Raw genomic sequence first — 12,270 nt, 5'->3', positions numbered from 1 at the left:
CTATGGTTTTTAAAATAACTGCTAAGTCAATTTTCTTTTTTATCTTTTTTATTTCAGGTTTCGTTTTTGCACAACCTAAAAATCATGTTTGGCACGATACCATTAGACAATTACATTATAAACCAGAAGGAGAGCATTTTAAGCTCGTACAAGGGAGTCGTAAATTTAATCGTGCATTGTATGGCACAAATACCGGGTTTAGAGTAGAAACAGGTGATTTGCCAGAATTTGCTATGTATCTGCCTGGAATGGGCGGTAATTTTAAATTGGGAATTTCTGATACAGCTACCAGCAAATGGCTAACAACTTGCGATAGTATTGTAACAAAGTATATTCCCGGTAGCATGATATACGAAATTCGTGATGCGCTTTTAGGGGCTGGTGTTTTAAAAATTGAAGTGGTGGCTTTGGCCGATAGTGAAGGTTTTATTCTAAAAATGGATACAGAATCCTTAGTTAATCCAATAGATTTAATTTGGGCCTTTGGAGGTGCAAGCGGTAAAAAATTTCATCGCGATGGTGATATTGGTGCCGATCCGGAATCGGTATTTTATTTGCAGCCAGAATATTGTATAAACAATACGTACCTTATAGAAGAATCACATTTTACCTTAGCTTTTGGTTCGGAAACTAATAAAAAGAAAACAGGGAATAATAGACGTATTGTAGCCTGTTTTCCCGATTCGGAAGTGAAATTAGTTAGTGCGAATCATCAGCAAAACCCCGGAGTGCTTTATGCTTCAAAAGTAGATTCCTTACCAGTAATTTCTGGAAAATTAAACCTAAAAGCAAAACAGTCAAGGTATTGGTGCTTCGAAAATACAGAGGCTAATTCATTTAAAAGTCAATCTCAAATTGAAAAAGACTATCATAAAGCCATTGATAAAATTGAAAATTTAAGAACACGTGTTACGGTTGAAACTCCAGACGAATACATTAATACTTTAGGGGGTGCTTTGGCAGTTGCAGCCGATGCTATTTGGGAAGATCCCGCATTTTTACATGGTTCGGTGGCCTGGCGTATGCACCTAAATGCCTGGCGTGGTGCTTATGTGGCCGATCCATTAGGTTGGAAGGACCGGGCAGGAACTCATTTTAAAAGTTATGGAAAATCTCAAGTTTTAGAACCAGAAACTGGACCTGTGGTTTTAGATAGTTCGCGAAATTTTGCAAGACAGAAAGAAGTTTTAGGCACGGCGATGTTCAGTCGTGGCTATATAAGCCGTCGTCCCAATAACAATACCATTGCGCATCATTACGATATGAATTCGGTGTTTATCAATCAGGTGTTACGTCATTATTTGTGGTCTGGTGATTTAGAATTTATAAAGGAAATGTGGCCTGTAATTACGCGCCATTTGGCATGGGAAAAGCGCAACTTCGATGTTGATAACGACGGCCTGTATGATGCATACGCCTGTATTTGGGCAAGCGACGCTTTGCAATACAGTGGTGGCGGTGTTACTTATGCTTCAGCATATAATTATAGTGCTAATAAAATAGCAGCGCAAATAGCGACTATTTTAGGTGAAGATGCCACAGCTTATCAAACGGAAGCAAATCATATAAAAAATGCAATTCAAAAGGAATTATGGATAAATGAGAAAGGTGTTTTTGCCGAATTTAAAGATTTACTGGGTAATAAATTACTGCATGAAACACCTGGATTGTGGACGATTTATCACAGTTTAGATGAAGGCATTGCAGATGGTTTTGAAGCGCAGCAAATGCTTAATTATGTAGATAACGAGATTCCGCATATTCCTGTAATAACTAATAATTCTGAAGCAGACGGGTTGTTTTTATTGTCAACCACCAATTGGCAGCCTTATACTTGGAGTGTGAATAATGTGGCATTAGCCGAAAATTTACATGCTTCATTAGCTTATTGGCAAGGTGGAAATTCTGAAAAAGCCTTTCAACTTTGGAAAAGTGCCCTGGTAGAAAGTATGTATTATGGCGCTTCACCAGGTGGATTCCAGCAATTATCTTTTTACGATGCCATTCGCGGTGAATTGTATCGCGATTTTGCCGATTCTATCGGGATGGCAGCGAGGTCTTTGGTAGAAGGCTTATTTGGAATAGTTCCCAATGCGATTGAAAACACATTAACTATTAAACCTGGATTTCCAGCAGACTGGGATTTTGCCGACTTAGATATTCCAAATATTGCGATTAGTTATAAACGAGATCAAGGTGCTTCTTGGTACAATATTACACCAAAATTTGAAACGAAATTAAATTTAAAACTGGTTGTTAAACCAGAATTTGCCTCCATTAAAGCGGTTACTCTAAATGGTAAAAAAGTATCTTACGAAATTGTAAATGATGCAGTTGGAGCTCCTCAAGTGATAATAGAAAGCCCTTATTCTGAACACTATATTATTGGAATTGTTTATGGAGATGAGCGTATTGAAAATGTTGGTATTCAAACAGATACGTATACCGGAAAATTATTGAATATAAACACAGGTAAAGCTAAGATATTGCAAATTAAGGATCCGCAGAACGTATTAAGTGAAAGTGAAATTCAATCTAATGAATTAAACAATACAGTTGTTAAGAAGACCGGACATAGCATGTTTTTTGTGAAATTGCAACAAAACGATTTGATTTGGTGGGAACCCATTTATTTGAATATAAACAAGCCGTTTGAATTAAGTTCGGTTGAAAATGAATCAGACAACATCATTTTAAGTTTAAAACCTTCAAACGCAAAAGAAACGATACAAAGTTTAAAATTAAACGGCAAGACGATTTCTGATTTTAAAATTTCAGAAGGCAAGAATTATCGCATTTCAATTCCAAAAACATATGCTATTCCCGGAACAAATCAGTTAGAAATTACAACGAAAACAGCTCAAACTAGCGTAACATTCCAAAATTGGGATATCGAATTTCAGTCTGATTTAAAATTTCAGACCATTCCTTTAGAAGCACATTTTAATGCTAAAGTTACTGAAGTTTTTCAGCAGGAATATTTAAGTCCGCGGCCAATCTCACCAACATTACAACTACCAACTCAGGGAATTGGGAATTGGTGTTACCCGTATATTAAACCAGATTTAGACGATTCTGGTTTACGTGAAAAAGCTTCAGATGGAAGTATAAAAACACCACAACATATTCCGTTGCAAACACCTCAAAATTCCGAAACAAATAATATTGCATTTACATCAATGTGGGATAATTACCCTGAAGCGATAACAATTTCGCTAGACGGAAACGCCTCACATGCTTATCTTTTAATGGCAGGAACAACCAACCCCATGCAATCACAAATGGTAAATGGTATAGTAAAAGTTGGGTATGCCGATGGTGCTTACGAAGTTTTAGAGCTTAAAAATCCAGAAAATTGGTGGCCAATAGAACAGAATTATTATACCGATGGCTCTGCTTTTACAACAGGAGCTGTTAAACCACCTCGCTTGTATTTAAAATCAGGGAAATTTTTAACCGATTTTAAAGATTATATCCCCATAAAAGGATTTTCAGATTTTGCAATAGATGGGGGAGCAGCTACATTATTGGATTTACCCCTAAACCCAAATAAAACGTTGAAAAGTTTAGAAGTGAAAACCATAGCAAACGATGTGGTTATTGGATTAATGAGTGCAACTTTAGTAAGAAATTAATACAAAACGGAATGAGTTTTTTTGAAAAAGATAAAGTGAAAATAGGTATCGCAGATTTTATAATGAAGTCCTGTTCTCGGCCATCTCAATTTAAAATAAAGGATTGTTTTACTACACTTATATTGTGTTTTACGGCAACTGTGTTGTCTGGCCAATCTTTAAATATTAAAAATGATAGCTTTTGGAGTACTACAGATGGAACTCCCATTTATAGTCAAGGTGGTGGTATTTTTAAATTTAAAGATCCTAAAACAAATACGGAGAAATATTATTGGTATGGCGCATTTTACAAAGAAGCCGCAGCGTATAGAGATAACCCTGCGGTAACACAAGAAACTTCCACGTTCGAGTCGGTTACCTGCTATTCATCTACAGATTTAGTCAACTGGAATACAGAATCACCAGTTTTACATATAGATGACATTAATGCTCATTACAGCAATACAAAATGGATGGGTAGGTTAGGTGTGGCTTATATTAAAGCCTTAAAAAAATATGCCATGTTTATACAGCACGATAGCGAAGTTTTAATAACGCTTGCCGATAGCCCAACAGGTCCATTTAGATGGCATCAAAGAATAAATATGAAAGCCATGATTGGGACATCAAACACAGGCGATCAAACAGTGTTTACAGACGAAGATACGGGTATTTCGTATTTAGTCTATTCGTATGGTCGTGGTCGAAATAAGATTTATGTTTCAGAAATTGGTGTAAAAGATGGGAAGGTTAATTTACTAGACTGTACTCAAGTTTTTAAAGGTGCCGGTAGAGAGGGAAATTGTATGTTTAAATACCAAGGTAGATATTATTTGTATGCTTCAAATTTGTATGGTTGGGATTCGTCTTATGCTTATTATTTGGTAGCCGACGATATTAGGGGGCCATATCTACCCGAGAATAATATGCTTATAACTCCAGGTTCTATGGACGATTATGCGCATATTACACAAACTGGTTTTTTTGTTACCCTAAAAGGGAGAGATCAAGATTTAGTATTGTACTGTGGAGATCGATGGGCCGATTTTGCTGGTAACGGATTGGGGTATAATCAATGGTTTCCTATGTCCTTTACTGGAGAAACGCCCTATTTTAACTCGTTAAGTTCATGGAATTTGGAGGGGGCTACTGGTAATTGGAGCGTTGCAAAAGATAATAATTATGTTAAAAATGGCAGTTTTGAAGCTGATCGTAGGCAGATACCAAGTCCAGTAAAACCGATTCAAGAGCAATTAAAAGGATGGGTTACTAAAATTTATCAGGGCAATGAAATTGTTGTTGGGTCTGATGCTTCACCATCGTTAAATTATTTTAATACTGAAGCCGATAGAGCTTTTGTAATTGGAGAAAAGAGTTTAAATATTTCAGATAATGTTCCTTTTAAAAGACGCATTTATCAGATTATAGAATCCACATCTTTTGTGCCATTAGAATCGGGGCGGTATAAGTTGTCTTTTAAAATTAAAAACACCACTGGTTTTAAAACATTACAGGTGTATGCAGAGAGTGGCGGGAAGGAGAAGAACTTAAATGTTTCTAAAATAAACACGTCATGGGCCCTTGTAGAAATAGATGATATTTCGGTTACTAATGAAAAAGTAGAAATCGGATTTAAAGTAGAAGGCGATAAGACTGCAAGTTGTCAAATAGACGATATCACTCTGGTGAAACAATAAAACAAGCGTATTAAATTAATAAGCACTAATTACATTAAAATGAAAAAACTAAAATCACTTTTAATTCTAATAGTAGTAAGCATAGCTGTGTTTTCATGTAAGGAAGAAGCATCTAAAACAGTAGCAACAATTTTCGAAAAAATTGACAGAAAAGCTTTGGTTTCCAGACATAATGTTGAAGTGAAATCCTTAGACACTCTAGCGTCGTTAACGGTGGGTAACGGAACATTTGCCTATACTGTAGATGTTACAGGCTTGCAGACTTTTCCAGAATATTATAAAGACGGTATGCCTTTAGGAACGCAATCGGAATGGGGATGGGATAGCCATCCAAATACCGAGAATTATAAATTTGAAGAAACTTTGGTGGATTACAAGCAAAACGGACGAGAAGTTTCTTATGCGATTCAGAATAAAGCTTCAGAGCGTACAAAGGCCGCAACAGAATATTTTAGAGCGAATCCACACCGTTTACAACTAGGGAATTTAGGATTAGAATTATTTAAAAGGAACGGCGAGAAAGTTAAACCTTCAGACATTAAAAATATCAACCAGCATTTAAACGTTTGGAGTGGAGAAATTAAAAGTGAATTTACTATTGAAGATGTGCCTGTAAGGGTATGGACCAATTGTCACCAAGAAGCAGATGCTATTGGTGTAAGAATTCAATCTGATTTATTACAGAACAATCAACTTAAAATACGCGTTCGTTTTCCTTATCCAACAGCATCATGGACAGATTTAGGAGCACAATGGGAGGGAGAACGCCCGTATAAAAGTCGCATTGTTAAGCAAGAAGATAGTCAGGCTATCATTTCACGCCATTTAGATTCTTTGCAATATCAAGTAGGTTTAGCTTGGAAAGGCGGAGCTAAATTAACAACGAAAGACACAAATTATTTTGTGCTAACACCAACAAATAAGAAGGTATTTGAATTTACTTGCCAGTTTACCAAGGCAGCGGTTACAAATAATTTTACTTTCGAAACGACTCAAAAAAGTAGCGCAGCCGAGTGGGAACGTTTCTGGGAAAGTGGTGGCGCGATTGATTTTTCAGCAAGTACAGATACAAGGGCTAAAGAGTTGGAACGCCGTGTGATTTTATCACAATATCTAACAAAATTGCAGTGCACCGGCGCATTACCACCACAAGAAACTGGGTTAACATATAACAGTTGGTATGGAAAACCGCACCTCGAAATGCATTGGTGGCATGGGGTTCATTTTGCTTTATGGAATAGATCAGAATACTTAGAGCGTACCTTACCATGGTATGATAAGGTATTAGGAAAGGCAGAAAAATTAGCAAAAAGACAAGGTTTTGAAGGAGCAAGATGGCAAAAAATGACCGATCCTTATGGTGATGAAGGGCCATCGTCTGTTGGTGCATTTTTAGTTTGGCAACAGCCACATATGATTACCTATGCAGAATTAATGTATCGCGAAAATTCCACAAAAGAAACATTAGATTTATACAAAGAACGCGTTTATGCTACAGCCGATTTTATGGCGTCTTATGCTAATTATAATGCCGAGAAAAATCGTTACGAATTGGGTCCTCCTATAATAGCAGCTCAAGAACGATTTAAAGCCATTGAAACCTACAACCCAACTTACGAATTAGCGTATTGGAATTGGGCCTTACATACGGCTATAAAATGGAAGGAACGCCTGCAGGAGCAACCAAATCCAGAGTGGGTAAAGGTGTTAGAAGGTTTGTCGCCATTACCCGTTCAAGACAATATGTATTTAGCAGCAGAAAGTGCGACAGATTCGTATACAAATCCAGAATATAGAACCGATCATCCATCGGTATTTGGAACATTGGGTATGTTGCCAGAATCGGAATTGTTGGATAAAACTATTATGAAAAATACCTTTGATTGGATTTGGGAAAATTGGGCTTGGGAAGATACCTGGGGCTGGGATTTCCCGATGACCGCAATGACAGCAGCGCGGTTAGGTGAACCAGAAAAGGCTGTAGATGCATTGTTTATGGATATTACAACCAATACCTTTCTTAAAAGCGGACATAATTATCAAGAAGGACGTTTGCCTGTGTATTTACCCGGAAATGGCGGGTTACTTACCACTGTAGCCATGATGTGTGCTGGTTGGGATGGATCTGAAGATGAAAATCCTGGGTTCCCTAAAGATGGTACATGGACCGTACGTTGGGAAAATTTAGATAAGATGTTTTAATTCTTAAAACATTTATTGGTTTCAAATAAGGGTTTAAACCCTGCAATTTTATTGCAGTACTTTAGTAATATAAAAATTATATCTTTATGGAATGGGAGAATTTCAACGAAAAAGATTGCATACAGTGAGTCGTTTAAGTTGTTACATAGTTTGATCTACCAAATATAGATATAAAGTATTGAAAGGCGATATTCAGCCACGTTGCCGGGATTTACTGATTCAAATACGTGAAGCCGAAGAAGTTGAAATATTAAAAGAGTTGTAAGTTCTGACCATATGGATATCGAATACTCACTAAAACAGAGTATTAGTTTTTTGACAAAATAAATGAAGGGGAGTTCAAGAAAGTTACAGTAGGAATTTCTAAAATTAAGGAATCATATTGGAGTAAACACTTTAGGGACACAGGTTATGGTGTTTTGAGTACAGGAAATATCACAGAAGATATTGTGAATGAATATCTAGAACATCATAGAAAGCCCAATTCTGATAATTCCAACTTTATATTAGAGTAAAAACAAAGAGGGACTTAAGTCTATAGGGGATTCAGTAAATGACGTTTACAACTAAAAAAAATATTAAATACATTAGAACGGTATTATTGTTCTATAAAACTAATAAAATCACATAAGTAAAATGTTGAAATTAAGATGTTTAATGTGTTTATTGTTAGTCTTTACACAATTAACACAAGTACAAGTACAAGCACAAACACGAAGAGTTCAAGTTTTAGAACAGGGTTGGAAATTTAATAAAGGGCATCAAACAAATGCTTATAAAATCGAGTTCAACGATTCAAATTGGGAAAGTGTAACTGTGCCTCACGATTGGGCAATCTATGGTCCGTTTGATAAGTCCATAGATAAGCAAAATGTTGCCATAACTCAAAATGGTGAAAAAGAGGCAGCCGAGAAAACTGGAAGAACTGGAGCTTTACCATTTATAGGAACAGCCTGGTATAGAAATACATTTTCTGTGCCTCATTTTGAAAAAGGTAAAAAGGTAATTTTGCTCTTTGAAGGGGCTATGAGCGAGCCTAAAGTGTATTTAAACGGAAAGAAAATTGGTGAGTGGGCGTATGGGTATAGCTATTTTTATTTCGACATTTCAGAAGATTTAAGAACAGGAGAAAACATCTTGGCAGTAGACGTTTCTAATCCAGAGTTTTCATCGCGCTGGTACCCAGGTGCGGGCTTATACAGAAAAGTATCTCTAATTGTAAAAAACAAAGAAAGTATAGACCAGTGGGGAACATTTATAACCACCCCTTACGTTAGTAAAACTGAAGCTCAGGTGAATGTTAAAACAAAAGCTTCGGGCGATGGTATTTCTTTGGTAACCAAAGTTTATGATGCCGTTAAAAATGAAGTAGGAGCGAAGAGCAGCACTACGCAATTTGGAAATCAATTCGATCAGAATATAAAAGTATCTAATCCAAAATTATGGAGCCCAGAAACACCATATTTATATACGGCGGTATCTCAAATTTATGTCGGGAAGGTATTAAAAGATGAAGTAGTTACACGATTTGGTATTAGAGAAATAGATTATACTGCCGAGCACGGGTTTCAGTTAAATGGAAAAACTACAAAGTTTAAAGGCGTGTGTTTGCATCACGATTTAGGTCCGTTGGGGACTGCAATAAATAAAGCAGCTTTACGGCGACAGTTAACAATTTTAAAGGATTTGGGAGCTAATGCAATTCGGAGTTCTCATAATATGCCGTCTTTAGAGCAATTAGAGTTATGCGATGAAATGGGATTTTTATTTTTAGCCGAAAGTTTTGATGAGTGGAAAAAACCAAAAGTAGAGCATGGTTACCATCGTTTTTTTGATGACTATGCAGAAAAAGATATCGTGAATTTAGTGCATGCTACAAGAAATCATCCAAGTGTAGTAATGTGGAGTTCGGGAAATGAAGTGCCAGACCAATGGGGTGCGGAAGGTGTAAAGCGTGCGAAATGGCTGCAAGAGATTTTTCATCGTGAAGATCCTACACGTCCTGTTACCGTAGGTATGGATCAGGTAAAAGCAGTTATGGAATCTGGATTTGCATCACTTTTAGATGTGCCAGGCTTAAATTATCGTGTGCATTTATACGAAGAAGCTTACGAGAAGTTTCCGCAAGGGTTTATTTTAGGGTCAGAAACCGCATCAACGGTTAGTTCGCGTGGTATTTATAAATTTCCAGTGGAAAAGGCAGCGATGAAAATGTATCTTGATTTTCAAAGTTCATCTTACGATTTAGAATATTGCAGTTGGTCGAATGTGCCCGATGATGATTTTGTCATGCAAGACGATAAACCTTGGGTTATTGGTGAATTTGTTTGGACAGGTTTTGATTATTTGGGAGAGCCAACGCCTTACGATCATGTATGGCCGTCTCGGAGTTCTTACTTCGGAATTTCGGATTTAGCAGGGTTGCCAAAAGATCGGTTTTATTTATATAGAAGTCGATGGAATACTGACGCAGAAACCTTACATATTTTACCGCATTGGAATTGGGAAGGACGAGAAGGGGAAATAACACCGGTGTTTGTCTATACGAATTACGATAGTGCCGAATTATTTGTCAACGGAAAAAGTATGGGCGTACAAACCAAAAATAAAAGCACACCACAAAACCGGTACCGTTTAATGTGGATGGATGTTACTTACGAGCCAGGAACGGTAAAAGTTGTGGCTTTTGATAAATCAGGTCATGCGGTGGCGGAAAAGGAAATACATACTTCTGGAAAGCCCTATGAAATTGTATTGACTCCAGATCGTAAAACCATTCAAGCAGATGGAAAAGATTTGTCTTATGTTGAGGTTTCTGTTGTCGACAAAAACGGTATCCCATGTCCGACAGCTGCAAATCAATTACAATTTAAAGTTAAAGGTAAAGGCGGAGTTTATCGCGCTTCCTGCAATGGGGACGCCACTTCTTTAGAACAGTTTCATTTACCAACTATGAAATTGTTTAGTGGGAAATTAGTAGTGCTTGTTCAAGCCACACAGAATCCGGGAGATATTATTCTAGAGGTAAAAGGAAAGGGTTTAAAAACAGGGAAAGTAGAACTGAATTCCATTTGATGATGAGATCATAAATTCAATACTTAGGCGGTATCTTATAAACTGTGTAAGTTTTAAAATCTCAGGTTAAAAATTGACCTGAGATTTTTTTTGATTAATTTTAAATTTTACACACTTATGAAACAAGAAGATTTATTAAAAGTATTTTTAAACTCAGTTTATTAAATGTCTTTTGTAGGTTATGTTAATTGGCTAAACTCAAAGACCAAGATGTAATATTGCAATAGAGGTTCCCATTCTGTGTGGTAACTTCTCCTATAGAGATATCGGTACTTTCATCTAATATAAAATCTACCGTATAGGTTCCGGATAATTCAATTTTCTGGTATCCAATCACTTCTGTGGATGTTTCGATTTCTTCTAAGTCAGGTAAGCCAGTATTACCTTTAGCTATAACAAAATATGCACCATCGACGTTAGTATCATGATTGGTGTTTAATACCTCAACTGTTAATCTATAGTTAGCAGGTTCTGCATTTATGACTTGATGAATTTTACCGTTTACAATATAAGGTGATCCCCATCCAGACTCAAGGTTAAAGATGTTGTCATTCTTTTCGTCCCAACCTCCAAAACCATCATGGTTTTTAGCAGCTTCATTAGTAATCCATGGCTCTGCCAAAGTGCCCCATCGGCCTCCTGTTTCAGATGCCAAATATGGTACGGAAGCATTTCCTAATACAGGTAACACAAAAGGTTTATGCGTCGTATAATCTGTATAAAGTGTATCTAGACTTAAAGGAGAGTACACAAAGTAAGATCTGTGTTTAAGGGTAGAACCACTTTTAAAATCAGAGATGTATAAATCGTTATTATTTGGATCTATTAAAATTTCTTTTTCTATATCTTCAGAATTGATATAAAAAAGTTCTGTACCTAAAATACCAGAAGTTAAATCTGCAGAACTAAAAGAAAGATTTAAATTGGTTCCATTTAGTTTACTTGTGGAAATATTACGGTTTTTAAGTTCTCGTACATAATTAGGTCCATATACAGTAGTTCCTGCACTTACAAAATTGGAATTGTTTCCATGTGCATCTAAAGATTTAATTTGAAACGTGTAAAGCTTATTTTCTTGTAAATTTTCTATTTGTACAGAAATGTTATTGTTATTAATAGGAGCACTAATTGATTCAGATTGATCATTCCAATAAATAATGGCCTCAGAAATATTAGGATCAACGATAATTCCTTCAATTAAAGCCATATTAAAGCCAGGCCTAACGATAAAAGATTTTATCTCTCCTAGCGAATCATCATTATTATTCACATCTGGGTAATCTTCTGAATTGCAGGATGTAACACCGAAAAGTACGGATATTAAGAGTAGTGTTATTACATAATTGAGTTTGGTTTTCATTCTAATTAGTGTATTTAAGAGTTACTATAATAATTTAAATGTATTCTATACTATTAAAATTACTATCCTGTGGTAACCTGTAGCAACTTAATTTATAAGTTTTGTTTTAAGCTTTTAGATAAAATGAAATTCTCAGGTTAATTCATAGAAATATAAAGAGTGTTCATTTTTTTTTAATTTTTTTAAGAAAAAATCAATTATCAGGATACTGCAGGATGCCTTAACAGAAAATTAACGTTTTATTCGTGAAAGAAATGTGTTAACTACATTTATTTCTATCAACATATTGTAATCGATTACTATATTAAAAAATCAATATTAA

Annotated in this window: 5 protein-coding genes and 1 pseudogene; 5 read left to right on the top strand and 1 reads right to left on the bottom strand. The window is 36.0% G+C overall.

The genetic code is table 11. The features are described from left to right. The first annotated feature begins 2 nt into the window (after positions 1-2). The 5 genes and pseudogenes from A9D35_RS05860 to A9D35_RS05845 all read left to right on the top strand — a co-directional run bounded on the left by A9D35_RS05860 (position 3) and on the right by A9D35_RS05845 (position 10,588). Positions 3-3,635, top strand: coding sequence for a DUF4450 domain-containing protein (locus A9D35_RS05860; RefSeq protein ID WP_066220280.1), 3,633 nt, complete (start codon positions 3-5; stop codon positions 3,633-3,635). Between the two features lie 11 nt (positions 3,636-3,646). Continuing rightward, positions 3,647-5,311 (top strand): family 43 glycosylhydrolase, encoded by a 1,665-nt coding sequence (locus tag A9D35_RS05855; RefSeq protein ID WP_235817859.1) that lies wholly within the window; start codon positions 3,647-3,649, stop codon positions 5,309-5,311. Positions 5,312-5,350: 39 nt separating this feature from the next. Next, a complete protein-coding gene (locus tag A9D35_RS05850; protein WP_066220277.1) occupies positions 5,351-7,513 on the top strand; it encodes a hypothetical protein in 2,163 nt (720 codons plus the stop codon). Positions 7,514-7,604: 91 nt separating this feature from the next. Further along, positions 7,605-8,028 (top strand): annotated as a pseudogene (gene tnpA, locus A9D35_RS18745) (IS200/IS605 family transposase). 121 nt (positions 8,029-8,149) lie between these two features. Next, positions 8,150-10,588 carry a glycoside hydrolase family 2 TIM barrel-domain containing protein gene (locus A9D35_RS05845; RefSeq protein WP_066220275.1) on the top strand — a complete coding sequence of 813 codons (2,439 nt, stop codon included), beginning with the start codon at positions 8,150-8,152 and terminating at the stop codon, positions 10,586-10,588. 184 nt (positions 10,589-10,772) lie between these two features. Here A9D35_RS05845 and A9D35_RS05840 read toward each other — a convergent pair whose 3' ends face one another. Beyond that, positions 10,773-11,948, bottom strand: a complete 1,176-nt coding sequence (locus tag A9D35_RS05840) for a DUF4998 domain-containing protein (RefSeq protein WP_066220271.1) — start codon at positions 11,946-11,948, stop codon at positions 10,773-10,775. Positions 11,949-12,270: the final 322 nt, after the last annotated feature.

It is taken from the genome of Formosa haliotis (assembly GCF_001685485.1).
Classification (GTDB): Bacteria; Bacteroidota; Bacteroidia; order Flavobacteriales; family Flavobacteriaceae; genus Formosa; species Formosa haliotis.
The sequence above is the reverse complement of the archived record's forward strand: the minus strand, read 5'-3'. Positions and strand labels throughout refer to the sequence as shown.